The organism is Acinetobacter sp. YH12041 (assembly GCF_013419975.1).
In the GTDB taxonomy this organism is placed as follows: Bacteria; Pseudomonadota; Gammaproteobacteria; order Pseudomonadales; family Moraxellaceae; genus Acinetobacter.
Genome location: NZ_VOZC01000027.1, coordinates 1 through 22611, shown reverse-complemented (window position 1 = coordinate 22611; position 22611 = coordinate 1). Strand labels below are relative to the sequence as shown.

Genomic DNA, 22611 nt, shown 5'->3' with positions numbered 1-22611 from the left:
CACTTCTTGTTTTGATAAGGTATACACATGATCACCACCTCTGTTGCCGAAGCAGCTGAATGTCTCAAAGCTGGACAGGTCTTGGCATACCCTACAGAGGCTGTTTGGGGTTTAGGTTGCGACCCCTATAATGAACAGGCATTTCACCAGATTTTAACCTTAAAACAGCGCCCGATTGAAAAAGGCGTGATTTTACTCGCAGCTCATATTTCACAAGTGGAACATTTACTTCAGGATCTAAGTGAAGAAATGCGTGAAAAAGTAATTGAGTCTTGGAGTAATGATCGACCTACAGACCGGGCAACCACCTGGTTACTCCCTGCCAATGACGATATTCCAGGCTGGATTAAAGGCAAACACCCTAAAGTGGCAGTGCGCGTGACCACTCATCCTCTTTGTGTAGCCTTGTGTCAGGCTTTTGGCGGTTTTATTGTTTCAACCAGTGCCAATCCTGCCGGCTTAGAACCTGCACGTTCACTGCAAGATGCCATGCGTTATTTTGGTCAGGACCTAAATTATCTGAATGGCGATCTGGGACTGAGCCAGAAACCAAGCCGGATTATTGATGCTGTAACAGGTGAAATTATTCGTGACTGAGCCTTTGCTCAGTCATTTTTCTTTTCAAGCCGACTAAAGTTTTAAGACAAAAAAAAAGCTCAACCATATAGGGATGGTTGAGCATAAAAAAGGATGTGTATTATCACATCCAGAGGGTCTGTAAATCTCTGGGAGTTTGATAAATCTAGGTTTTTTCTGATTCATCATTCTCGATGCGGGCATTATGCGAGAAATCCGTCACAACAGCAAATATAATAAAACAATTTATTAATACATTTTTTCTATTAAAAATATTTAAAATTTAATCAAAATTCAAAATATCTTGCTATTTTTGTTTCAGTTTTAAAATGAAGTTAATTTTTAATAATTTATTTTTATATCCATAATCACTAAATTTAAGGAATAATACTGTAAAAATAATGTAATCATTTATTCAAATATTAAACAAATAAAACTTTAACTCTTTATTTGATCGCTTAAACCTTGGGTTTAGCAGGGTATTGCGCCAATAAAATACCTACTAGAATAATGGCACCACCAATGCTATGGTAGATTGTCCAGGCTTCAGATAACCATAAATAAGCGATTAACGCCGTAAAGACCGGCATCAAATTCATAAAAATACTGCTGCGGTTTGGACCAAGTTGTTGTACAGCCATCATCCATAAGAATGGGGCAGCAATAGAAGGAAAAATTCCGGCATAAATAATACTTGCTGCGTTATTACTATTAATAGCATCCAGACCTGAGTACAACACTAAAGGAATGTGATAGAGAACGGCCAAAAAAATCTGCATATACAGACTAACCAATAGCGGAATCTGGATCTGCCATTTTTTGAGCAAAACGCCATAACAGGCATAGAAAAATACCGCAATCAGCATCAGCAGATCACCAATATAATGATCTCCTGCATCCAGTAAATGTGCCCATTGCCCCTGCCCCATCACATACATCAGACCAATAAAAGACAAAATACTACCAATCACCGCCATTAAAGTGGGACGAACATGTAAAACAAAGATTCCGACAATAATAGTAAAAATTGGAATAAAGGCATTGATCAGGCCCATATTGGTGGCACTGGTATAATGTGCTGAGGTATAAGCCAGGCCTTGATACAACACCATGCCCAATGCACTTAAGACAGCCAGATGCCCCAGATGCGGTCGAATTTCCGGCCAGGCTTTGCGAACCTTGGGCCACATTAACGGCGTTAAAATCAGCAGAGCCAGAACCCAGCGATAAAAACTGATACTTAAGGGAGAAATATAATCCGCCACATAACGGGTAACGGTCATATTCAATGACCAGATCAGGACCGCAGTCAAGGGAAGCAGCATGGCCCACCACATTGTTTTTTGCTGCTGCGTCATAACTTCATCCCTGTCTCTATCTATTGTTAATCTATGCTTCTTGGCAAGTGCCTAAGCATAATTGATTTTTCAACTAAAATTAATGCTATTTGTAGCCGGCCAGTAAGCATTTCACTGATTCCGACTTGTACTGTATTTAAATACCCGTTAAAACAAATAGCCCTCATTCATTTAATAAAAAGGAAATCCGATGAGCACTTCTGTGTATGACATTCCGGTAAAAACGATTCAAGGAACGGACACGACGCTGAACCAGTATCAAGGCAAAGTCTTACTGCTGGTAAATGTGGCATCAAAATGCGGCCTCACTCCACAATACGAAGGCTTGCAAAAGCTCTATGATGATAAAAAAGTCGAAGGACTGGAAATCTTAGGTTTCCCTTCCAATGATTTTCTGGAACAGGAACCTGGAAGTGAAAAGGAAATTCAGGACTTCTGTTCCCTGAACTATCAGGTGGATTTCCCGCTGTTTGCCAAAATTCCGGTCGTGGGTAAAGCCAAACATCCTTTGTATGCCACTTTGACTCAGGCTGTACCAGAACGTATCGGTGAAGGTCCATGGTGGAAAGATCTGGTCGACTATGGCCTGACTCCAAATGAACCGCCTGAAGTCCTCTGGAACTTTGAAAAATTCCTGGTGAACAAACAGGGGGAAGTCGTTGCACGTTTTGCACCGGATATCACGGCAGATGATTCACGCCTGCTGGATGCAATCAATGCTGAGCTTGCTAAATAAGTCTTTTTAAATAGGTCGGTTGCAACTGATGACCAGTTTAGCCGACCTAGCTCATAGGCATAAACATTGAATTTCATATTTTTTTCACAAACTTATCTAAAATTTATGTTTGCTGAAACCGCCCAGACCCGATAAAACATGAGTCTATTTCCATAACAATTCGAGCAAAATAATATGAGCCAGTCCATTTATGAGATTCCGGTAAAAACCGTCACTGGAGAAAATACGACTTTGTCCAATTATCAGGACAAAGTCCTGCTGATTGTAAATGTCGCATCGAAATGTGGTTTAACCCCACAATATGAAGGACTGCAGAAACTTTATAATGAGAAAAAAACTGAAGGACTGGAAATTCTGGCTTTTCCTGCGAATAACTTTAAAGGTCAGGAACCGGGCACAGACGAGGAAATCCAGCAGTTCTGCAGTCTGAACTACAATGTGGATTTCCCGCTATTCTCCAAGATCTCTGTCGTGGGTGAAGATCAGCATCCTCTTTACCATTATCTGACCCAAGCTCAGCCGCAACGTACAGGCGGCGAAGATTTTGCAGAGCGCCTGAAAAGTTTTGGCAATACGCCAAATGAATTACCAGAAGTGCTGTGGAACTTTGAAAAATTCCTGGTCAACAAGCAAGGTGAAGTGGTCGCGCGTTTTGCGCCAAATATTCCGGCAGATGATGCTCGCTTGCGAGATGCAATCAATGCAGAATTGGCCAAATAATTTGTAACAGTAATGTAAGTATCTATTTCAATAATAGATACTTATTATTTAAATAAAAATCAAATACTTACAACCAGATTTACTTAGCTCTAAAATCTCCATGATTTACGCTTAATTTTTATTTTTCTACAACACTTCATTCCATATTTATCAATGAGTTAAGCCTAAAATGCAGTTATCCCAAGAGAGATAACGATAGGTTCAAAACATGAAAAACTTAGTAAAAGCAGTCGTATTTTCATTATCTAGTACACTTGTGGCGACTTCAGCTTTTGCTGCAGCTCCAGAGCATCACTCGCAACACCATCAGCCACAAAAAACGCATGTTCAGCAACAGTATCACGCACAGCATAAATCTCCTGCACACGCTCAACAGCATAAACAGGTACATAAGAAAATAGATCCTTCACGCGATTGGCGCGTAGGTCAAAAAGTACCAGCTCAGTTCCAGAGCAAAATGTACAAGGTAGATCACAGCAAATACAAAAAACTCAGCAAACCTGGTAAAAACCAGCAATGGATCAAAGTAAATGGTGACTATATCCTGACCAATGTGATGAGCCATAACATTATCAAAATTATTGCAGGATAAGTTTTATCCTCCTCGGTGAAAAAGAGTGCTTCGGCACTCTTTTTTAATGTCTTAATCTTTTGTATTCAAAATATTTGTTATGACTTTGCAACAATCTTTTTTATCTCCACATTTTATTCTTATAGTCATGCATTAGAACCACCTGCTCCGAGACCACGATTTTATGTCCAAGATTCTTGTAAATGCTCTTCTTCCTTTTGCCCTATTTAGCTCAGGCATTTTATTAATGGGCTGTGAACAGGCGACCGAAGCACCGGTCGAGCAAGAACAAAGTACGCTTTCTACTGATCTTGAACCTGTACAGCAAAGTGATCGCACGACGACTGCGCAAACAGAGCTGAAGTCTGGCAATATGTTTTATATGGTGCGTGATGTAGCTGATCTGCAATTCAAGGCAGGGAGTTATGTTGAACAGTTAAAACAAACCCAAACTGATCTGCAAACTGCGGTGGATACTAAAGATACCGAGCAACTGCAAGCTACAGCAGGCAAGTTACAACAACAGTTGACAGGCTTTAATCAGGCTTTAGGTGAACTGAATTTAAAAAGTCAGGAAATTGATCAGGTACGTAGCAATATTATGAGTGCCAATCAACAGGTTCTGGCTTCTCCTTTACTGAATGGCCAAGTCGATTTCAGTCAGGTTGATTTAAAGAAAATTGAAAGCCAGATGGTTAGTGTGCAAGCTGAAATGCTTAAACTGGCAGGCATGCTGATTCAAAACTCAGATAAAGATGCTTCATCAGAAGCTGAAACAGAAAATACTTGATTTACGCTGATATCTCGTTCAAAAAGAAGCCACTGTTTAAGTGGCTTCTTTATTTTAGAAATTAAATATTATTTTTTGGGCTTTTTACGACAACCAGACGTTTCTGCACAAATTCTTTGAAACCATCAATTGAAAGTTCATGACCATAACCTGAATTTTTGATCCCGCCAAATGGCAGCTCTGGCGCAGTATCGGTATACCAGTTGATCCAGATCATGCCAGTTTCTACACGTGAAGCCAGCTTTTTCGCCCGCTCAATATTTTGTGAATGAATCACGCCTCCGAGACCATAATTAGAATCATTGGCAATCGATACAATTTCATCTTCATCTTTTGCGACATAGATCTGTGCCACAGGACCAAAGAATTCTTCATACCAGGCCGGATTATCACGGCTGATATTTTCCAGAATAGTTGGCTGATAGAAATTACCTTCATGCTCATAAGGCTTACCACCAGTCACGACTTTCGCGCCATTCTCTACTGCCTTATCAACCTGCTTGGTCAGTTTTTCCAACGCATCTGCTGAGGACAGTGGGCCAAGTGTAGTTTCAGAATCCAACGGATCACCAATTTTTAAGCCTTCAAAGACCTTGATCATGCCCGATTTAAATTGTTCCGCAATTTTCTCATGCAGGATAAAACGTTTAGCTGCTGTACAAACCTGCCCCGTGTTATTAACGCGTGCCTGACAGCCGATTTTGATCGCTTTTTCCAGATCAGCATCATCCAGCACAATAAATACATCATTACCGCCTAATTCTAGTGTCGATTTGGTGACATGTTTCCCAGCTTGCCCTGCTACTGCACGCCCTGCGCCTTCTGAACCTGTGAGAGCAACGCCTTGTACACGCGGATCCGCGATAATATCTGCAACCTGATCGCTACTAATAAATAAATTAATCCACACACCTTTCGGCGCGCCTGCATCCAGAATCAATTGTTCAAAGGCTTCAGCACATTGCGGAACGATGCTGGCATGCTTGGCTACCACAGGGTTGCCAATCGCGCAGTTTGGGGCAAAGACACGCATCAACTGATAAAAAGGAAAGTTCCAGGGTTCTACTGCCATGATGATGCCTAAGGGATGATGCTCTACCCATGCTTCTCCTAGTTCCGTTTCATAAGAAACTGGCGCTAAAAACTCTTTGGCATGATCTGCATAATACTCAGCAATTTTGGCACAGCTTTCGATCTCACCTTCACTCTGCTTGATCAGCTTACCCATATCCAGTGTCATGATTTTAGCCAGTTCTGACTTGCGTTCCCGCATATTGTTTGCCAGTTTGCTAAGTACCTCAATCCGGGTATCTACTTGTTGAGTCCAATCCGACTTCAGGATTTTTTCTGCGGTATCCAAGGCATTTTGGATATCTTGATCAGTGTGTGACGGATAATCTTTTAATTTCTGGTTGTTAAAGGGGTTAATGGATTGATAACTCATAATTAGATCCCTGCTTGGCCAATTCAATTTTTATAAATGGATAACAACGTGATTTGCGTCGTGACAGAGGTAGTAGAACCGTGAAACTTTTTATTGAATAAATCTGAAAAACTTAAAGACGCCATATCAACTTAGCATTGTTTTTTTCTGACTATGACTTTGCTTACAGATTGGTTCAAAAGATTACGCAGCGCAGGTAAAAGTTATATCGAGTGGTACAAATTAGAGCTATATAGTTTTCTTAAAATAATTATTCATAAGGCTAAAATCTGGTAACTTTTTTCAAAATAGTTTTTATATAAAAAAACCACCCTTTCGGGTGGTTTTTTCAATCTTAAACCAGCAATTACATTGCACGGTTTTTGATTTTGCGGATCGTTTCCAGCTGAGCAGCAGTTTCTGCAAGAGCAGCCAAAGCAGCAGCAGAGTCCAAATCGCTCTTTTGATTTGCTAGCAATTGTTCAGCGTGTTTACGCGCTTCAATAATTGCAGCTTCATCCAAGTTTTCTGCACGGACTGCTGTATCAGCAAGAACCGTAACAACATGCGGTTGAACTTCTAGAACACCACCAGATACATAGATTAATTCTTCTGTACCGTTTTCCAAAATAACGCGGATCGCGCCAGGTTGGAGCAAAGTTACCAGCGGAGCGTGACCAGGCATAATACCTAACTCACCGCCAGCACCTTTAGCAATTAGCATAGTTACAGTGCCTGAGTACAAAGACTCTTGAACACTTACAACGTCACATTGCATAGTCGCCATGAGAATCTCCTAAATTAGGGAACTAATTAAAGTTTCTCAGCTTTAGCAATCACTTCGTCAATACCACCAACCATGTAGAACGCTTGTTCTGGGATGTGATCGTATTCACCAGCTAGAAGACCTTTAAAGCCACGAATCGTTTCTTTAAGCGGTACAAGTTTACCAGGAGCACCAGTAAACACTTCAGCTACGTGGAACGGTTGAGAGAAGAAACGTTGGATCTTACGTGCACGGTATACAGTAAGTTTGTCTTCTTCTGACAATTCGTCCATACCAAGAATTGCGATAATGTCTTTCAATTCTTTATAACGTTGAAGAACGTTTTGAACTGAACGAGCGATTTCGTAATGCTCAGTACCAACTACAAGTGGATCTAGCTGACGTGAAGTAGAGTCAAGTGGATCAATCGCAGGGTAAATACCTTGAGAAGCGATGTCACGGCTCAATACAACAGTTGCGTCCAAGTGAGCGAACGTAGTTGCAGGCGATGGATCTGTTAAGTCATCGGCAGGTACGTATACCGCTTGGATTGACGTAATAGAACCAGACTTAGTCGATGTAATACGTTCTTGGAGAACACCCATCTCTTCTGCAAGAGTCGGTTGGTAACCTACTGCAGATGGCATACGGCCTAGAAGTGCTGATACTTCAGTACCCGCTAGTGTATAACGATAGATGTTGTCGACGAACAATAGTACGTCACGGCCTTTACCGTTTTCGTCTTTTTGATCACGGAAGTACTCAGCCATAGTCAAACCAGTCAACGCTACGCGTAAACGGTTACCTGGTGGCTCGTTCATCTGACCGTAGACCATTGCTACTTTGTCAAGAACGTTAGAGTCTTTCATTTCGTGATAGAAGTCATTACCTTCACGAGTACGTTCACCAACACCAGCAAACACAGATAAACCTGAGTGCGCTTTCGCGATGTTGTTGATCAACTCCATCATGTTTACAGTTTTACCAACACCGGCACCACCGAACAGACCAACTTTACCACCTTTCGCGAACGGGCATAGTAAGTCGATGACTTTAATACCAGTTTCTAGAAGGTCAGTAGAAGCCGCTTGTTCTGCATAAGAAGGCGCTTGACGGTGAATTGGTAAACGCTCTTCAGTCGCAACAGGACCAGCTTCGTCGATCGGGCGACCAAGAACGTCCATGATACGGCCAAGAGTCGCTGTACCTACTGGTACAGAGATCGGAGCGTTAGTGTTAGTTACGTTCAAACCACGCTTAAGGCCTTCAGTAGAACCCATTGCAATAGTACGAACTACGCCATCACCAAGTTGTTGCTGAACTTCTAATGTAGTTTCAGTACCGTCAACTTGGAGAGCGTCATAGATCTTAGGAACGCTGTTACGTTCAAACTCGACGTCGATAACCGCGCCGATGATCTGAATGATACGACCGCTACTCATTGCTGTCTCCTCAATTCAAACTAATATATGTTAAACGGCAGCGGCACCACCAACGATCTCAGAAATTTCCTGAGTAATCGCGGCTTGACGCAGCTTGTTATAAATAAGTTGCAGGTTCTTGATCAATTCACCCGCGTTATCAGTTGCAGCTTTCATTGCAACCATACGAGCAGACTGCTCACACGCGATGTTTTCGATCACACCTTGATACACCACAGACTCGATGTAACGAACCAACAAGCCATTTAAAAGCTCTTCAGCTTCAGGCTCGTAGATGTAATCCCAACCGTATTGACGGTTAAGCGTCTTGTCTTCTTCAGCAGCTGCCAAAGGAACAAGCTGTTCGATCTTTTGGTTTTGAGTCATGGCGTTGACAAAGCCGTTAGAAACCAGATAAATACGATCTAATTCGCCTTTATCATAAGCGTCTAACATCACCTGTACAGAACCAGATAACTGTTCAAGACTTGGAGTGTCGCCCACTTGAGTGGTCGCACCAAGCACTTTACCGCCGTAGTTTTTAAAAAACGAAACCGCTTTTTGACCAATCAAAGCAAATTGAACTTCAATTGACTGCTCTTGTTGCTGTTGAACGTGTTTTACCACTTTCTTGAACAGGTTAATGTTCAAACCACCAGCAAGGCCACGATCTGAAGACACAATGATATAGCCAACGCGCTTAACAGGACGTTCAACCATATAACGGTGTTTATATTCAGGATTCGCTTGTACCAAATGAGCAATTACACGGTGCATATTTTCGGCATACGGACGGCCTTGAGCCATGCGCTCTTGCGCACGACGCATCTTAGAAGCTGCTACCATCTGCATCGCGCGAGTAATTTTCTGCGTGCTTTTGATACTAGCTACTTTGGCGCGAATTTCTTTTAAATTTGCCATACGCTTAACCTAGTATTCGAAGGCCCTTTCGAGCCCTCGAAGGTTGATTCCGTGAACCAAACCAACACTAATTAGCAAGTTGCTAAATTAGTAAGTTTGAGTCGCTTTGAACTTTTCAATACCAGCTTTGAATTCAGCTTCGATATCTTTATCCCAAGCACCAGTCTCGTCAATTTTTTGCATTAACGCAGCGTGTTCTGAACGGAAGTAAGCAATTAACGCAGCGTCAAAGTCTACGATTTTCTTCACTTCTACGTCAGCCATGTAGCCTTCGTTAGATGCATAAACTGATACAGCTTGGTCAGCGATTGAGTATGGAGCATATTGTTTTTGCTTCATAAGCTCAGTTACGCGTTGACCGTGTTCAAGCTGTTTACGAGTTGCTTCGTCAAGGTCAGAAGCGAACTGAGCAAACGCTGCCAATTCACGGTACTGTGCAAGTGCAGTACGGATACCACCAGACAATTTCTTGATGACTTTAGTCTGCGCAGAACCACCAACACGAGATACAGAGATACCCGCGTTCACAGCAGGACGGATACCCGCGTTGAACAATGATGTTTCAAGGAAGATCTGACCGTCAGTAATCGAAATTACGTTGGTTGGTACGAATGCAGATACGTCACCTGCTTGAGTTTCAATAATCGGCAATGCAGTTAATGAACCAGTTTGGCCTTTAACTTCACCGTTAGTGAATTTCTCAACGTAGTCAGCAGATACACGAGAAGCACGTTCAAGTAAACGTGAATGTAGATAGAACACGTCACCTGGATAAGCTTCACGACCTGGTGGACGACGAAGAAGCAATGAAATTTGACGGTAAGCAACAGCTTGTTTAGACAAGTCATCATAGATGATCAGAGCGTCTTCACCGCGGTCACGGAAGTATTCACCCATTGTACAGCCAGAGTATGGAGCCAAGAACAGCATTGCTGCTGGATCGGCTGCAGCTGCTGCTACAACAGTTGTATACGCCATAGCGCCAGTTTCTTCCAGCTTACGTACTACGTTTGCAATAGTTGATTGTTTTTGACCAACTGCAACGTAGATACATTTAATGCCAGAGTTTTTCTGAGCGATGATCGCGTCGATCGCCATAGCTGTTTTACCAGTCTGACGGTCACCAATGATCAACTCACGTTGACCACGGCCTACTGGGATCATTGTATCTACTGATTTATAACCAGTTTGTACAGGTTGATCCACTGATTGACGCCAAATTACGCCTGGTGCTACTTTTTCAACAGCATCAGTCAGTTTTGCATCAATAGGGCCTTTACCATCAATCGGGTTACCCAAAGCGTCTACGACACGGCCAAGAAGTTCAGGACCAACCGGAACTTCTAATACACGACCTGTACAACGAGCTTTTTGACCTTCTTGAAGGTTTAAGTAGTTACCTAAAACAACGACGCCCACTGAATCCTGTTCTAGGTTCAGTGCCATACCGTATAAGCCGCCGTCGAATTCGATCATTTCACCGTACATTGCATCAGCAAGGCCGTGAATGCGCACAATACCGTCGGATACCATAACAATGGTACCTTCGTTTTTAGCGGTCGCGCTGGTGTCCAGATCGCCGATACGCTGTTTAATGAGCGCACTGATCTCGGATGGATTCAGTTGTTGCATTGCGCTATACCTCAATCTTTTTAAAGTTCAGTCTTCTTATATGCAATTAAGCTAGAAGACGAGTACGCATTTTTTCAAGCTTATTAAGCGCAGAATCATCTATCACTTGGTCGCCTGCACGAATAACCACACCCGCGATTAATGCCGGGTTAACTTCTACAGAAACGTTTACTGCTGCATTGAATTTTTTCTCTAACGCATGAGTAAGAAGTTGTTCCTGTACAGAAGTCAACGGGAATGCTGATTCAATTACAACATCCACAGTATTGTTATTCTGTGATTTGAGCTGTTCATATTCTGCAGCGATTTCAGGAAGCAAAGCCAAACGTGCGTTTTCAGCAAGCATAGTCAAAAAGTTTGACACTGCAGGCGTTTGGTCTTCGCCTAAAACTTTAGCAAAAAGTGCCACCTGCTCAGCAGGTGTCAACTCAGGGCGATTTAGATAAGCTGAAAATGCTTCGTCTTGCACCGCAGCACTGAGCAAGTTAAGTGCTGTTGACCAATTGTCAGTTGCACCTTGCTCAGAAGCGTAAGCAAATGCTGCTTTAGCGTAAGGGCGTGCCAACGTCAAGAGTTCAGCCATAATCCGCCTCTCTTAAAGTTTAGCAGCCAGCTGAGTCAGCATGGCATTGTGAGCTTCTGCGTCAACTTGCTGGCTAAGAATTTTCTCAGCACCAGCAACTGCAAGAGCAGCCACTTGTTGACGTAATTCTTCGCGAGCAGCATTGATTTCAGTATCAACAGCTTCTTTAGCTTGTTGACGAATACGCTCACCTTCAGCTGACGCTTGGGTACGAGCTTCTTCGACCAATTGCGCTGCACGACGGTTCGCTTGTTCGATCAATTGAGCCGCTTGTGCTTTTGCCGCGTCCAGTTCAGCTTTCACTTGTGCTTGCGCATCTGCAAGGTCAGCCTTCGCTTTTTCAGCAGCGTTTAAGCCATCAGCGATTTTACGCTGACGTTCACTAATCGCATTGATTAGTGGTGGCCATACAAACTTCATGCAGAATGCGACGAAAATCGCAAACGCAATCGCTTGGCCAAACAATGTGAGGTTGATATTCATTGCAAATTCCTCAAATAGTGAATTTCGGAATTAAGCTGATTAACCTACAAATGGATTAGCGAAGATGAAGAACAAGCCAATACCAACACCGATCATAGGCACAGCATCAAGAAGACCCGCGATTAAGAACATACGAGTTTGAAGTTGTGGAGCCAATTCTGGTTGACGAGCTACAGCTTCAAGGAAACGGCCGCCTAGAAGACCAAAACCAATCGCAGTACCTAAAGCACCGAAAGCGATCAAGATAGCAGATGCAATTGCAACTAGACCTAAAGTGAGTTCCATGATAATTCCTCAGAGGTTAGGTTTATACCAAATTAAGTTAAAAAATTGTGCCCAACCATCCCGTGACAGTTAGGCAATACCATTAATGCTTTTCGCTTGCCATGCTCAAGTATACGATAGTCAGCATCATGAAAATGAATGCTTGTAGCGTAATAACAAGAATGTGGAAGATCGCCCAAGGCACAGATAACGCCCACTGGATCCAGAACGGTAATAACGCGATAAGAATGAAGATTAACTCACCCGCATACATGTTACCGAATAGTCGTAGAGCCAATGAAACTGGACGTGCAAGGAAGGTTACCAATTCCAGAATCAAGTTCACTGGAATAAGGATCGCTTTTGCAACTGGGTTACTTGGGTTAAATGGGTTAAGTGCTAGTTCACCAACGAAGCCGCCAACACCTTTTTCACGGATGCTGTAGAACAAGATAAGTGCAAATACAGACAATGACATACCAAGGGTAATGTTAGGGTCAGTAGATGGAACGATCTTGAAGTATACGTGGTGTGGATCAATACCAAACAGGCCACCAATCACGTGTTGAGCGACATAAGGAATCCAGTCAACCGGGATAAGGTCCATCAAGTTCATGAGGAAAATCCACACGAAGATGGTTAGCGCTAGTGGAGCGATCAAACGCGATTTACCATGGAAGGTATCGCGTACACTTGAGTCAACAAACTCGATAATCATTTCGATTGCAGACTGGAACTTGGTAGGAACACCAGAGTTTGCAGCTTTCGCTACTAACCAGAATAACAAGCAGAAAATGATACCAAGGCCGATTGACCAACCCATTGAATCCAAGTGAATAGCAGTGAACCCCATCTGTTGAGCTTCAGCACCATTCTCGGCCAATTTCCATGTACCGTCTGGCATTTTGCCATAGGTCATATTGGTCAAGTGATGCTTGATATACTCGGTCGAAGTAAGGGCATGTTCTTCAGCAGCCATAAATCACACCTGGTCAATGTCAAAAAACTATAGAACAAACGAATATCGCGTGCTGCTTGATATCTCGCCTGCTCCTAAAAAAACTTTTCAATTTTTTGTTGTGTTTAAACTCGTTTTTGTAGACGTGACACCCAAAAAGGAGCGACCCACGACATGGCTTGAACGAGCATAAAACCACAAAACAACGCAACCGGGGATAACGGCTTGACATTGCTTAAAATTAAAATGAAACCAACAATCACAATTGCAAACTTGCCCATCAAGCCTTTATACATGTTCGAAAGAACCTGCTTAGATGCCCGGGCTCCTGCCGCTCGAAATGATTGCCATGAAAAATAACAACTCGCAAGCCAGCAGACGAACGCCCCCAAAGCGGCACTCAAGGCTACGGTTGAGTCTTTCACGACCCAGCCAATCAAGGCTGAAACAGGAATCATTAATGCTTGTAAGAGGACTAAAGCTTTCGCTAATCGTCGGTCAATCAAGCGACTAGTTCGGCTCATTATTTATTCACTCACAGCAAGCATGCTTGACAAGTTTAGCTGATGATTATTTTTAATCGCAGGCATTATAGAGTTACACCCCTGAACATGCAATCTTTTCCCGACCTTAGTCGTGTTTTTTTCAACAGATCAAATGCTGGCAAACTAATCAAAACTTGATTATTTTTAAATCATTGATGGGCATTTAACACACATTTACGGGTTTGCTCGGCCAATTTCTGCCAGGCCTGGATAAAGTCCCCTGCCCCACTCATGCTTTCATCGACACTCTGGAACACAATCGGTTTCAGTTTACGGTACTGATTTTCTCCGGCATGTGCTTCTGCCAGCAGACACATTTTGCTCTGCACACGACTTTCTTGCAGATACTTGATCTGCGCCACGGTTGGTGACACATGTGGATCATCAGTCAAAGCCCCCATGAACTTCAGGTTCAATGGGCGTTCCAGATATTGATAGGCATCATGGTAGGACCAATAAGGTTGAGCTTTACTTGTAGAACTATAACGCTGTGCAGTCAAAAACATGGTTTGGGCAAAGTCACGCGCATTTTTCCAATAGGCTTCCCGATGCTCAGGCAGCTGCTGAGAACGTAAGGCTGCAATAAAGAAACCGATACGTACTGCATTATTGGGATCGAGCCAAACATGAGTATCGACGGTATCTTTTAAGACTTGCCCACGTGGATTACGCATTGGCAAAGTGGTCAGAATACCCGAATCTAAAATCGCGATACTTTTATTGTTATTGTTCAACACTTTTGCCAACGGTGCTTCATGTGCCTGCCCCAACCAGATCACCAGGCCGGCATCCTGAATCGTTTTACGGTGTGCCGGGGTGAGGCTGACATCATGACCGCTTTGATTGGCCAGTAATAAAGTCGGCTGTTCCACGCCTTGAGTAATGGTCTTGGCAATCAGATAAATCGGCTGCGTTGAAACCACCAGACTTTGCGACCAGCTAAGGGTACTGAACAAAGCCAAGCTACACAGGGCAAGGAAACGGAACATGAAGAGAAATCGCTATATAAGAACAAATTTGATATTGTTATAATATAACAAAATTACAAAAATACCTATGCCCAATCGAAACTCTGGGCGCTTCATGTTAAGATTTGAAATCTTTTAATTTTCAGTTTCGCACCTGAGGTGAACTATGGGTTCATGTTCGCACGAACACCACAATGCATTGCACGGCGTACACGACCATCCAAATGTCGCGCAACGTCTGGCCGAAGCAGAGAGTCTTTGTGCGGCAAGTGGCGCACGCCTCACTCCTTTACGCAAAGAGGTACTGGAACTGATTCTGAATGCAAGCGGCCCGATGGGTGCGTATGACCTGCTGGCACAAATGAAAAATGCCAGCGACCGTCCCGCTGCCCCACCGACCGTGTACCGTACACTCGACTTTTTATTAGAAAAAGGCTTTATTCACCGCCTGACCTCTATTAATGCCTATATTCCCTGCTGCCATCCGCGTGAAGGTCATCAGGCGGCATTCTTGATTTGTACTGAATGTAAAGCCGTAAAAGAAGCATCTGCACAAGGTTTATTAGAACAACTGGATGCCTTGGCGGCTTCAGACGATTTTAGTGCACACCACAGCATTATCGAAATTTCAGGAATCTGTCAGCAGTGTCGCAACAAAGCTTGAATGCATCTCCCTTGATCCAGCTTTCCAAGATCTGGGTCAATATTGATGATCGTGACATTTTAAAGGCCATTGATTTCTCTTTGCAGGAGAAAGAGATTGTTACGCTGATTGGTCCGAACGGTGCCGGTAAGTCGACCTTAATAAAGGTCATGCTTGGGATCGTCAAACCGAAATCCGGTGAAATCAAAACGGCGCGCAAGCTAAAATTCTCTTATGTGCCACAGAAATTCAATCCTTCACATAGTCTGCCACTACGTGTCAAAGACCTGTTAGCTCTAGAAAAATGCCCTGCGGATATTAAGGCAGAAATCATCCGTGATACCGGCATTGCCAAACTGGAAAATTCTAAAGTACAACAGCTTTCCGGCGGTGAACGTCAACGTGTGTTGTTGGCTCGCGCCTTATTACGTCAGCCGGATATTCTAGTACTGGATGAACCGATGCAGGGTCTAGATATTCAGTCTGAGGCTGAACTGTATGAATATGTGCGTAGCCTGCCGGAAAAATATGGCTGTGCCATTTTAATGGTCTCGCATGACCTGCAATGGGTGATGCAAGGCACGCATCGCGTGGTTTGTCTGAATAAGCATATCTGTTGTAGCGGCCTGCCAGAAAGTGTGCAGCAGCATCCAGAATATCAGGCCATCTTCGGTACTAACCGGGTATTCTACCAGCATCATCATGATCACTGTGCCCATGGTGACTCCGCGACACCTTGTCAGCACGATTCACGCCCCCACATTCACCCCGAGCCGGAAGCTTAAGCCATGATGGATTGGTTATCTCTCCTATTACCTGCATGGATTATGGGAACACTCTTGGTGTTCCTGACCGCACCACTCGGCTGTCTGATGCTGTGGCGTCGTATGTCTTTCTTTGCAGATACGATGGCACATGGTACTTTGCTCGGTGTTGCCATTGCCGGTGCGATGAGCCTGCCACTCTGGATGGGTGTCAGCTTTATCGCTATCTTGCTGGTCGCTGTACTCTGGGTATTATATGATCCACGCTTGCCGAATGATGCATTGTTGGCACTCTGTTCCGCCACCCTGCTCTGTTCAGGCCTGTTATTCATTCAGCATTTACCGAGTTTAAGACCGGAACTGCTTAGCTATTTATTTGGTGATCTACTCACTATCTCATGGACAGATCTTCCTACTTTTGCCGTCGTGATTATCTTGGCTTTGGCCGTTCTTTATAAAAGCTGGCAGGCGCAAATCCAAATTGCAATTGATCCTGATATGGCGATCAGTGAAGGCGTAAATGCAAAACTGCAGCGTCTGATCTTCATGTTGTTACTGGCGCTGTTTACTGTATTGGCATTACGTGCGGTCGGTTCTCTTTTGATGGGTGCCTTACTAGTGATTCCAGCACTCACCGCTCGCCTACTGGCAAATTCCCCTCGTCAAATGGTGATGTGGGCTTTTGTGATTGCACAAATTGGTGTGACAGTCGGACTCTGGTCAAGTGCAGGTCTAAATACGTCAACAGGTCTGACCATTGTGCTGACCATGTCAGTGTTGTTTGCCGCTATTTTTATCCTGCAGAAGTTTAAAAAACTGGCTTAAGACATGGCAGGCAAATTTTATCTGATCAGTGCCTGCTTACTCGGACACAAGGTCCGTTATGATGGTCGCGACTGTCTGGTAAAAGAGTTGGTCGATCATTTGCTACCAGATCAATATGTCACAATTTGCCCTGAAGTCAGTGGTGGTTTGCCTATACCTCGACCCGCAGCAGAGATTCAATCTGGCGATGGTCGAGAGGTGCTGCTGTACCAAGCTCATGTTATAGATATAAATGGTACAGATGTTTCCGATGCCTTTATCAAAGGCGCCTATGCCGCTTTAGATCTTGCCCAAAGATTTCAAGCGACACATGCCATCCTCAAAGCCCATAGCCCTTCTTGTAGCAGCAAGCTGATTTATGATGGTTCATTTACTGGAAATAAAATTCAAGGTGATGGGGTCACAGCAGCATTACTTAAACAGCATGGTATGGAGGTCATGACTGAAGATGAATTTTTACAGATGATTCTTTAAGAGATCGTTAAATTTCCTCTCCTTTAAGGAGAGGTTTCCCTACTGATGCACCAAACTCAATAAAAACGCAGCTCCAGCGAACAAGCTGGCAAAAGTTCGATTCATGACTTTCTGCTGTTTTGGCGATTTCAGAAGACGCAGAACCTTGGCAGCCAGACCGGTATAACCTGCCATCACAATCAGATCAATCGTTACCATAGTCGCGGCCATAATCACATACTGAATCCATTGCGGTTTAGATAAGTCCAGAAATTGCGGTAATACTGCCAGCAAAAATACAATTGCCTTGGGATTACTCATATTGACCAGAAAACCGTGAATGACGAGTTTCCCAGCTGATTTTCGTGCGAGTTCATGTTTAATTTCAATCGACTGCGCTGGTGCTTTCCACTGCAAAAAGGCCAGATACAATAAATAGGCAACCCCAAACCATTTCACTGCAAGAAATGCCCAAGGTGTAGTCGCAAACAATACCCCTGCCCCGGCAGCCACAATGGCAATTTGAACCAATAGGGCGAGTTGCAGGCCGAGCGCATTCCAGTATCCATGTCGAAAGCCATAATTCAGTCCGCTCGACATTGAAGCAATAGCACCCGCACCTGGGGAAATACTGATCACCCAACAGGCTAACATATAAGCAAACCAGACTTGATAGGACATAGAGATTTAACTCATTCAAATTCAGGATCTAATTATATGACTTTTCCAATATTTTCAGCCAAAAAAATTGCTTAAACATCAGACTGCATACTATTCACTCTATAGCGCTTCAGGCACAATAGCAGGATTGGATACAGAAAATTTATTACAGGAGCCATGAATGACAGCCCAATCTGTAATTTTGCCATTACCTTCAGATCATGCTCGCTTTATTGTTTTACGTCTGAAAAATCTCAGTATCGAAGATTTTAAGGAACGATTAAAACAGCTATTTACGACACGCGATCGCCTGATTACCCAACATCCGAATGCGCAAATTAAAACGGCTGTCGCTTTTGGTCCTGAACTCTGGTCAAAATTGTATGAACAGGCACCTGCTGGTTTTAAACAATTAGAGCCAATTCAAGGTTCATTTAATATGCCTGTGGTTCCCGCTGATGTACTGATTCATATTGCCAGTGCGCGTGCTGATATCTGTTTCGCCTTGAGTCAGTCTTTCTTTGAAGGTATTCGCGATCAGGTTGAAGTACTAGATGAGCGTGTTTGCTTCCGTTACTTTGATGGCCGTGATATTACCGGTTTCATCGATGGGACTGAAAATCCGCAATTCCCGGATGATCGAGCTGAAGTGGCTTTACTGGGTGAAGATGCTGGCATTTTCCAAGACGGTTCATTCATTTTTGCGCAGCGTTATGCCCATAACTTGGATAAATGGAAAAAACTCAAAGTCGATGCTCAAGAACAAGTGATGGGTCGTACCAAACTTGAATCGATTGAACTCGATGATGAGGTAAAACCTGCCAATGCACATATCGCTCGTACTGTCGTTGAAGATGAGGGAGGCGAGGAAATGGAAATTCTACGTCACTCTCTGCCTTATGGAGATGGTCGTGGTGACCAAGGTCTATTCTTCATTGCTTATACCAAAGACCTGAAAATCATTGATGCCATGTTAGTGCGCATGTTTGGTACATCAGGCGATGGGATCCATGACCGCTTGCTACACTTCGTGACTCCAATGGATGGTGCGTATTACTTTGCACCAAGTGAGGAGTTACTGGAAGAGGTTTTGGAAGGGTAAAATTTATAAGGTCGGTGATTGCTACATTCTCCATAATGTAGCAATCTAAAAAATTATTTTTTAAGAAAATTTCTATAATTAATATTTTCACACCCTAGAGTAAATGTTAAGCACTTTAAATCTGAATCTAAAATCAATTTATAGTCATTAATTTTCCTGTTACTTTCCCTAATATTGGCATTATATAAATATTTTTTCTCTTCTTTAATATAAGAAAAATTATCACCAGCCAATATACTCCCGTAATCACTTTCTAAATTAGCAGATGAAGAATTTACTACTGGAGCTTCAATAACTAAATTTGATAACTTATTATATATAAAAAAGTTAGATATAAATTTTTTATAAGGTCTTTTCACATAATCTAATTCACTAAATTCCCTTATCCGAAAGGCAACTATTTTTTTATCTTGATAAAGTATTTTTAAATCTACAGTTGATTTTAAAGGCACAGTACCTTGATATAAAATATAATTTTTTTGATTATTTAAAACTTCGACGCCATAACTCTTAAGAATGTAATCTCCACCAGAATATTTTTTGTTTTTATCCCCATAATCAACTAAACTTAATTTTAAATTTTTATTTAATTGAGAGAATCTACCAAATTGATCCAGAAATAAAACTGGTTCTTTAATTTGGGTAGCACTTTGCTGGTAATCATTCCAATCTATATTTTTTGCGTGACATAATAGTGAAAAGAAGCTACTGCTAATTATTACTATAGATTTAAGTATTTTCATATTTTAAGTGCCTAAATCAATTTGGTTATAAAAAAAGGAATAGGGTCAAATCTTCCTTGCAAGCCTGTACCGAGCAATGCTGAACTTCTTGCCTCGAAATGCAAATGTCCCCCTTTCGATATAGTAGTCATTCCCCTCGCATTTCCAGTAGAACCTGTTTTACCTAAAATTGTCTTAGCATCAACAACATCTCCTTTTTCAACATCTATGGTAGATAGATGTGCATAAAAAAAATAAATTGATTGGCTGTTTGTAATATTTTTTGATGCATAAGTTTTTTGCTTTTCAGGCAAGTCATCAATGTTTACTTCTAATACTATAATTTTGCCATATGCCTTTCCACTATCTGTTGCAATAGCAATAACCCCACTACATACCGCAAAAATATTTGTACCGGAATCAGCAGCTAAATCTATACCTTGATGGTTTCTAGTACCTCCATTTCTAACTTTCCCAAAAGTAGCACTTTTTACATTAGCTAGACCGGCAACTCTTAACTGGTTTATTGCTAAAGGATCTACCCACATTCCGCTGCCTCCAACAATTTTATTTTCTTGTATTTCGGTACTTGGTGTTGGTGTTGGTGTTGGTGTTGGTGTTGGTGTTGGTGTTGGTGTTGGTGTTGGTGTTGGTGTTGGTGTTGGTGAAGAAGTTTGCCCCAATAAAATTTTAATTGTTTCATCTAAAGATAAATTTATTCCAGAAGTTTTAGATTTATCCAATACATAATCATAAATATTAATATGTGCATCGATGTATGCTCTTAGCCATATTCCATAAGCAACTTTTGCATCGTTGTTATATCTTTTCAAATAATCTAAAGCATTTTGTTTACCCTTATTTCCAAATTGTGCAAGCAATAACATTTTTGCTCTTTCTGGGGAAAAACTATTGTTTATGAATGACCTCGCACCTCCAGCTCCTTCATGATGTAATAGATAAGCAAATTTAGCTATTGAGCTCGGCTCTGTTAATTTTTGATAAGGTAGTTTTGACCATTTAAAATTTATAATTGCATAAGCAGCTGCTGCATCAATCGAAAACTCAGAGTTGAATCTAAGATTTAAAAGTTGCTCCTCAGTAAGATATTTATTTTTTGAAGCATATTGCCCTATTAAAGATTCTTGGTTTTTACAAAGTTCAAGCCAAGTACCTTTAAGAAATTGTGTTAATCCTGCGGCATTTGTAGTGGTATTAAAACTTTTGGAATCCCATTCTCCATTACTTTTTTTTGCAGCTTCAGCATGAATTAAAACTGCTAGACTATGTGGAGTAAATCCATGACGTTTCGAAGCGTCTATAACAAATTTTCTATATTAGATTTCTTTCATAAGTCATTTTTCACTCAGCTCCAAGTTATAAATTCCAGCAATTAGATTGAATCTTAATGCTAGTCTTTTGCCTCGATTGCGATATCGCTCAGCAAGAATTTTGAAGGTTTTCAAACTGCCAAATACATGCTCAATTCCAATTCTTCTTTTATTGATTTCCTGATTATAGATTTTTAGTTCGGAATCCAGTTTACAGCGCTTCTTTGCTTTTAATGGCAACAAGCTATTTGGATACACTGTATAAATTCCCTGATAACCCTTATCCGCAAGGATAAATGCACCTGCAGGAATCTGATTCAAGTTACGTTTGAAGAGTTCAAAATCATGTACGGCACCACGACTCGTACATAAACTCAGGATTTTTTGAGTTTGATAATGAATGATGGCCTGTACTTTGAAAGTGTGGGTCTTTTTCTTGCCGCTATAGCTTTTCTTCTGTTTTTTTAGGCCTTTGGATTGGAATTTCTGTGGCATCCACGATCACAACATTCCAATCGATGCCTTCGCCCTCGGGTAAATCTTTGGGTAAATTAAAGAGATTGGACCGAATCAGGCAGTCTTCAACATGACGGACAATTCTTGAGGCTGTGGGCTCTGAAACCCCGTAGCTCGTCGCAACGTGAAATAAGGTTCGGTATTCCCGCCAATAGCTTAGACAGAGCAGAACCTGATCCTCTAGGCTTAACTTGGGCGGTCTGCCTTTGGCAGGGACATGTTTCTTCAATTGCTCAACCATTAAATCAAAGGTTGACCATGAGATGCCCGTGTATCGCTTGAACTGAGGATCAGAAAGCTTGTTTGAATCGATGTATTTCATCCGCAGATTATGCATGAATGCCAAGAAATCCGGAGTGCAAATATTAACCAAAAAGAAGATCGTTTTTTGATTTATGAAAGAGATCTATTTATTATTTACTGTATTGAGTATGAAGTTCTCTTCTGTAAATTGGCTTGCAATTATATGGGTACTATTACCTAAATCAGTTCTTTTTTGGCTATTTACTGGCTTAGGTAAAATTATAGATGGTTGACTAGTATCTATTTTTTCATTTACCCCTTTTTCAATAGGATCTGCTAAATTTTTTAAGGATTTTTTGATTTCCTCTATTGTCTGTTGAACTATACCCGATTGAGGATAGTGACTGCCGGAGACTTTCATTTGCCTTGAAGTCAGCCTTAAAACTTTTTTCCCTATTGGTAAAGTTTTATGATTAGCTATTAAATCAAAATTACTTTTTATATTTTTATAATAACCCGAATCGCGGATAAAAAATTGACTTGAAAAATAAGAGGACTAGAGCCATCAGTTGAGTTACCACACAAAACTTAAAACTCTAGTCCCGATGTTTAATAGTACCGAATTATTTTGCGTAAT

General features: G+C 41.9%; 26 protein-coding genes and 2 pseudogenes. 10 read left to right on the top strand and 18 right to left on the bottom strand.

Annotation, left to right across the window (positions count from 1 at the left end; translation table 11 throughout):
* Positions 1-27: 27 nt before the first annotated feature.
* Positions 28-597, top strand: coding sequence for an L-threonylcarbamoyladenylate synthase (locus tag FTU00_RS14090; protein ID WP_034171542.1), 570 nt, complete (start codon positions 28-30; stop codon positions 595-597).
* Positions 598-1034: 437 nt separating this feature from the next.
* Here FTU00_RS14090 and FTU00_RS14085 read toward each other — a convergent pair whose 3' ends face one another.
* Positions 1035-1934 carry a DMT family transporter gene (locus tag FTU00_RS14085; protein ID WP_180031876.1) on the bottom strand — a complete coding sequence of 300 codons (900 nt, stop codon included), beginning with the start codon at positions 1932-1934 and terminating at the stop codon, positions 1035-1037.
* Between the two features lie 190 nt (positions 1935-2124).
* Here FTU00_RS14085 and FTU00_RS14080 point away from each other — a divergent pair, with 190 nt between their 5' ends.
* The 4 genes from FTU00_RS14080 to FTU00_RS14065 all read left to right on the top strand — a co-directional run bounded on the left by FTU00_RS14080 (position 2125) and on the right by FTU00_RS14065 (position 4751).
* Complete coding sequence (locus tag FTU00_RS14080) at positions 2125-2670, top strand: glutathione peroxidase (RefSeq protein WP_180031874.1); 546 nt, start codon at positions 2125-2127, stop codon at positions 2668-2670.
* A 174-nt stretch (positions 2671-2844) separates the two neighbouring features.
* The gene (locus tag FTU00_RS14075; RefSeq protein ID WP_180018515.1) at positions 2845-3390 is read left to right on the top strand and encodes a glutathione peroxidase; all 546 of its coding nucleotides are present in this window, start codon (positions 2845-2847) and stop codon (positions 3388-3390) included.
* Between the two features lie 208 nt (positions 3391-3598).
* Complete coding sequence (locus FTU00_RS14070) at positions 3599-3982, top strand: RcnB family protein (RefSeq protein ID WP_034171538.1); 384 nt, start codon at positions 3599-3601, stop codon at positions 3980-3982.
* Between the two features lie 163 nt (positions 3983-4145).
* Complete coding sequence (locus FTU00_RS14065; protein ID WP_159124343.1) at positions 4146-4751, top strand: hypothetical protein; 606 nt, start codon at positions 4146-4148, stop codon at positions 4749-4751.
* Positions 4752-4812: 61 nt separating this feature from the next.
* Here the strand turns inward: FTU00_RS14065 and FTU00_RS14060 are convergent, their stop codons facing one another.
* From FTU00_RS14060 to FTU00_RS14010, 11 genes are all read right to left on the bottom strand, one after another.
* Positions 4813-6195 (bottom strand): NAD-dependent succinate-semialdehyde dehydrogenase, encoded by a 1383-nt coding sequence (locus FTU00_RS14060; protein WP_180139099.1) that lies wholly within the window; start codon positions 6193-6195, stop codon positions 4813-4815.
* 346 nt (positions 6196-6541) lie between these two features.
* Entirely contained in the window at positions 6542-6961 is a 420-nt protein-coding gene (locus tag FTU00_RS14055; RefSeq protein WP_004780711.1) for a F0F1 ATP synthase subunit epsilon, read from the bottom strand.
* Between the two features lie 26 nt (positions 6962-6987).
* Positions 6988-8382 (bottom strand): F0F1 ATP synthase subunit beta, encoded by a 1395-nt coding sequence (atpD, locus tag FTU00_RS14050; RefSeq protein ID WP_004780710.1) that lies wholly within the window; start codon positions 8380-8382, stop codon positions 6988-6990.
* A gap of 30 nt (positions 8383-8412) precedes the next feature.
* A complete protein-coding gene (gene atpG / locus FTU00_RS14045; RefSeq protein WP_004780708.1) occupies positions 8413-9282 on the bottom strand; it encodes a F0F1 ATP synthase subunit gamma in 870 nt (289 codons plus the stop codon).
* Between the two features lie 87 nt (positions 9283-9369).
* The gene (gene atpA / locus FTU00_RS14040) at positions 9370-10914 is read right to left on the bottom strand and encodes a F0F1 ATP synthase subunit alpha (protein WP_180025424.1); all 1545 of its coding nucleotides are present in this window, start codon (positions 10912-10914) and stop codon (positions 9370-9372) included.
* A gap of 46 nt (positions 10915-10960) precedes the next feature.
* The gene (locus tag FTU00_RS14035) at positions 10961-11497 is read right to left on the bottom strand and encodes a F0F1 ATP synthase subunit delta (protein WP_179992714.1); all 537 of its coding nucleotides are present in this window, start codon (positions 11495-11497) and stop codon (positions 10961-10963) included.
* A gap of 12 nt (positions 11498-11509) precedes the next feature.
* On the bottom strand, positions 11510-11980 hold the full coding sequence (locus FTU00_RS14030; protein ID WP_004780703.1) for a F0F1 ATP synthase subunit B: 471 nt from the start codon (positions 11978-11980) through the stop codon (positions 11510-11512).
* Between the two features lie 39 nt (positions 11981-12019).
* Positions 12020-12265, bottom strand: a complete 246-nt coding sequence (gene atpE, locus FTU00_RS14025; RefSeq protein WP_000424060.1) for a F0F1 ATP synthase subunit C — start codon at positions 12263-12265, stop codon at positions 12020-12022.
* A gap of 82 nt (positions 12266-12347) precedes the next feature.
* Positions 12348-13223 carry a F0F1 ATP synthase subunit A gene (atpB, locus tag FTU00_RS14020; RefSeq protein WP_004780701.1) on the bottom strand — a complete coding sequence of 292 codons (876 nt, stop codon included), beginning with the start codon at positions 13221-13223 and terminating at the stop codon, positions 12348-12350.
* A gap of 104 nt (positions 13224-13327) precedes the next feature.
* Positions 13328-13726: an ATP synthase subunit I gene (locus FTU00_RS14015; protein WP_166139355.1), complete on the bottom strand. Its 399-nt coding sequence runs from the start codon at positions 13724-13726 to the stop codon at positions 13328-13330.
* 170 nt (positions 13727-13896) lie between these two features.
* Complete coding sequence (locus FTU00_RS14010; protein ID WP_180018508.1) at positions 13897-14736, bottom strand: metal ABC transporter solute-binding protein, Zn/Mn family; 840 nt, start codon at positions 14734-14736, stop codon at positions 13897-13899.
* Positions 14737-14881: 145 nt separating this feature from the next.
* Between FTU00_RS14010 and FTU00_RS14005 the strand changes: the two genes are divergently transcribed.
* The 4 genes from FTU00_RS14005 to FTU00_RS13990 are packed head-to-tail and all read left to right on the top strand — an operon-like array spanning position 14882 to position 17421.
* Positions 14882-15379 (top strand): transcriptional repressor, encoded by a 498-nt coding sequence (locus tag FTU00_RS14005; protein ID WP_005233384.1) that lies wholly within the window; start codon positions 14882-14884, stop codon positions 15377-15379.
* Positions 15361-16143 (top strand): zinc ABC transporter ATP-binding protein ZnuC, encoded by a 783-nt coding sequence (gene znuC, locus FTU00_RS14000; protein WP_180015072.1) that lies wholly within the window; start codon positions 15361-15363, stop codon positions 16141-16143. The genes FTU00_RS14005 and znuC overlap by 19 nt, the downstream gene beginning before the upstream one ends.
* Positions 16144-16146: 3 nt before the next feature.
* Complete coding sequence (gene znuB, locus FTU00_RS13995; protein ID WP_180179923.1) at positions 16147-16947, top strand: zinc ABC transporter permease subunit ZnuB; 801 nt, start codon at positions 16147-16149, stop codon at positions 16945-16947.
* Between the two features lie 3 nt (positions 16948-16950).
* Positions 16951-17421: a DUF523 domain-containing protein gene (locus FTU00_RS13990; protein WP_180179922.1), complete on the top strand. Its 471-nt coding sequence runs from the start codon at positions 16951-16953 to the stop codon at positions 17419-17421.
* A gap of 39 nt (positions 17422-17460) precedes the next feature.
* On the opposite strand, the gene FTU00_RS13985 is transcribed toward FTU00_RS13990, so the two are convergent.
* Positions 17461-18081: a LysE family transporter gene (locus FTU00_RS13985; RefSeq protein ID WP_125279444.1), complete on the bottom strand. Its 621-nt coding sequence runs from the start codon at positions 18079-18081 to the stop codon at positions 17461-17463.
* A gap of 160 nt (positions 18082-18241) precedes the next feature.
* On the opposite strand from FTU00_RS13985, the gene FTU00_RS13980 reads away from it, so the two are divergent.
* Positions 18242-19162 (top strand): Dyp-type peroxidase, encoded by a 921-nt coding sequence (locus tag FTU00_RS13980; protein WP_180179921.1) that lies wholly within the window; start codon positions 18242-18244, stop codon positions 19160-19162.
* A gap of 53 nt (positions 19163-19215) precedes the next feature.
* Here the strand turns inward: FTU00_RS13980 and FTU00_RS13975 are convergent, their stop codons facing one another.
* The 5 genes and pseudogenes from FTU00_RS13975 to FTU00_RS13955 all read right to left on the bottom strand — a co-directional run.
* Positions 19216-19905 carry a hypothetical protein gene (locus FTU00_RS13975; RefSeq protein ID WP_180179920.1) on the bottom strand — a complete coding sequence of 230 codons (690 nt, stop codon included), beginning with the start codon at positions 19903-19905 and terminating at the stop codon, positions 19216-19218.
* An 11-nt stretch (positions 19906-19916) separates the two neighbouring features.
* Positions 19917-21221 (bottom strand): annotated as a pseudogene (locus FTU00_RS13970) (M23 family metallopeptidase); the annotation flags it as partial.
* Between the two features lie 18 nt (positions 21222-21239).
* Complete coding sequence (locus FTU00_RS13965) at positions 21240-21710, bottom strand: IS5/IS1182 family transposase (protein WP_039254797.1); 471 nt, start codon at positions 21708-21710, stop codon at positions 21240-21242.
* Entirely contained in the window at positions 21658-22068 is a 411-nt protein-coding gene (locus tag FTU00_RS13960) for a transposase family protein (RefSeq protein WP_019837426.1), read from the bottom strand. Before FTU00_RS13960 ends, FTU00_RS13965 begins: the two co-directional genes overlap by 53 nt.
* Positions 22069-22140: 72 nt before the next feature.
* Positions 22141-22488, bottom strand: a pseudogene (locus FTU00_RS13955) (peptidase M23); the annotation flags it as partial.
* Between the last annotated feature and the right edge of the window lie 123 nt (positions 22489-22611).

Excerpts from the sequence above, each read along its gene's own strand:
- FTU00_RS14090 (WP_034171542.1), top strand. The coding sequence starts at position 28 with ATGATCACCACCTCTGTTGCCGAAGCAGCTGAATGTCTCAAAGCTGGA.
- FTU00_RS14085 (WP_180031876.1), bottom strand. The coding sequence starts at position 1,934 with ATGACGCAGCAGCAAAAAACAATGTGGTGGGCCATGCTGCTTCCCTTG.
- FTU00_RS14080 (WP_180031874.1), top strand. The coding sequence starts at position 2,125 with ATGAGCACTTCTGTGTATGACATTCCGGTAAAAACGATTCAAGGAACG.
- FTU00_RS14075 (WP_180018515.1), top strand. The coding sequence starts at position 2,845 with ATGAGCCAGTCCATTTATGAGATTCCGGTAAAAACCGTCACTGGAGAA.
- FTU00_RS14070 (WP_034171538.1), top strand. The coding sequence starts at position 3,599 with ATGAAAAACTTAGTAAAAGCAGTCGTATTTTCATTATCTAGTACACTT.
- FTU00_RS14065 (WP_159124343.1), top strand. The coding sequence starts at position 4,146 with ATGTCCAAGATTCTTGTAAATGCTCTTCTTCCTTTTGCCCTATTTAGC.
- FTU00_RS14060 (WP_180139099.1), bottom strand. The coding sequence starts at position 6,195 with ATGAGTTATCAATCCATTAACCCCTTTAACAACCAGAAATTAAAAGAT.
- FTU00_RS14055 (WP_004780711.1), bottom strand. The coding sequence starts at position 6,961 with ATGGCGACTATGCAATGTGACGTTGTAAGTGTTCAAGAGTCTTTGTAC.
- atpD (WP_004780710.1), bottom strand. The coding sequence starts at position 8,382 with ATGAGTAGCGGTCGTATCATTCAGATCATCGGCGCGGTTATCGACGTC.
- atpG (WP_004780708.1), bottom strand. The coding sequence starts at position 9,282 with ATGGCAAATTTAAAAGAAATTCGCGCCAAAGTAGCTAGTATCAAAAGC.
- atpA (WP_180025424.1), bottom strand. The coding sequence starts at position 10,914 with ATGCAACAACTGAATCCATCCGAGATCAGTGCGCTCATTAAACAGCGT.
- FTU00_RS14035 (WP_179992714.1), bottom strand. The coding sequence starts at position 11,497 with ATGGCTGAACTCTTGACGTTGGCACGCCCTTACGCTAAAGCAGCATTT.
- FTU00_RS14030 (WP_004780703.1), bottom strand. The coding sequence starts at position 11,980 with ATGAATATCAACCTCACATTGTTTGGCCAAGCGATTGCGTTTGCGATT.
- atpE (WP_000424060.1), bottom strand. The coding sequence starts at position 12,265 with ATGGAACTCACTTTAGGTCTAGTTGCAATTGCATCTGCTATCTTGATC.
- atpB (WP_004780701.1), bottom strand. The coding sequence starts at position 13,223 with ATGGCTGCTGAAGAACATGCCCTTACTTCGACCGAGTATATCAAGCAT.
- FTU00_RS14015 (WP_166139355.1), bottom strand. The coding sequence starts at position 13,726 with ATGAGCCGAACTAGTCGCTTGATTGACCGACGATTAGCGAAAGCTTTA.
- FTU00_RS14010 (WP_180018508.1), bottom strand. The coding sequence starts at position 14,736 with ATGTTCCGTTTCCTTGCCCTGTGTAGCTTGGCTTTGTTCAGTACCCTT.
- FTU00_RS14005 (WP_005233384.1), top strand. The coding sequence starts at position 14,882 with ATGGGTTCATGTTCGCACGAACACCACAATGCATTGCACGGCGTACAC.
- znuB (WP_180179923.1), top strand. The coding sequence starts at position 16,147 with ATGATGGATTGGTTATCTCTCCTATTACCTGCATGGATTATGGGAACA.
- FTU00_RS13990 (WP_180179922.1), top strand. The coding sequence starts at position 16,951 with ATGGCAGGCAAATTTTATCTGATCAGTGCCTGCTTACTCGGACACAAG.
- FTU00_RS13985 (WP_125279444.1), bottom strand. The coding sequence starts at position 18,081 with ATGTCCTATCAAGTCTGGTTTGCTTATATGTTAGCCTGTTGGGTGATC.
- FTU00_RS13980 (WP_180179921.1), top strand. The coding sequence starts at position 18,242 with ATGACAGCCCAATCTGTAATTTTGCCATTACCTTCAGATCATGCTCGC.
- FTU00_RS13975 (WP_180179920.1), bottom strand. The coding sequence starts at position 19,905 with ATGAAAATACTTAAATCTATAGTAATAATTAGCAGTAGCTTCTTTTCA.
- FTU00_RS13965 (WP_039254797.1), bottom strand. The coding sequence starts at position 21,710 with ATGCCACAGAAATTCCAATCCAAAGGCCTAAAAAAACAGAAGAAAAGC.
- FTU00_RS13960 (WP_019837426.1), bottom strand. The coding sequence starts at position 22,068 with ATGCATAATCTGCGGATGAAATACATCGATTCAAACAAGCTTTCTGAT.